The organism is Vibrio rubrogenes, from assembly GCF_059641415.1.
On sequence record NZ_JCARSY010000109.1, the window covers coordinates 1 to 761 of the forward strand.

Here is a 761-nt window from a genome sequence, read left to right on the forward strand (position 1 = left end):
GCTTCCGCCGGGAGCGCTTCGCCACTACAGAACACCAGCCGCAGACTCGGGCAATCATTGGGTGTCACCACCTCAAGGAAGCTCTGCAACATCGGCGGCACAAAGTGCAAGATAGTCACCCCTTGACGGGTTATCAGCGATTTTAAGTAGTCCGGGTCTTTGTGCCCTTCCGGCTTGGCCATCAGTAGCGTCGCACCCGACCACAGCGGGCAGAAGAACTCCCACACCGAGACATCAAAACTAAACGGGGTTTTCTGGAGCACCACATCCTCAGCACTAAAGCCATAGTCCTGCTGCATCCAGTACAGACGGTTGACCACGCCACGGTGCTCGTTCATCACCCCTTTCGGTAATCCGGTCGAGCCCGAAGTGTAAATAATGTATGCCAGATGACGATTGGTCAGCGCCGCCACTTCCGGGTTAGTCTGTGGACAGTCCTCCCACGGCTGCACCGCCGAGGCTAAGTCCACCAGTCGGGTCGTCGCAGGAATCTCGTCCAACACGTCGAGCAAGGAGCCTGTGGTCAGCAGTGCCACCGGCGCACTGTCGGACAACATATAAGTCAGCCGCTCGGTCGGATAACCTGGGTCAAGCGGCACATAGGCACCGCCCGCTTTGAGAATCGCCAGCAGGGAGACTACCAGCTCACAGCTTCGTTCCAGACAGACCGCGACCCGGCTGTCGGGGCGTACGCCTTGCTCAATCAGCCAGTGTGCCAGTTGGTTGGCCCGGGCATTCAGCTCGGCATAACTGAGCGACTG

Annotated in this window: 1 protein-coding gene; it reads right to left on the reverse strand. The window is 58.7% G+C overall.

The window, feature by feature from the left end; all coding sequences use genetic code 11:
- A partial coding sequence (locus AC55NX_RS20760; protein WP_496997456.1) for an AMP-binding protein occupies window positions 1-761 on the reverse strand: 761 nt, incomplete at both ends.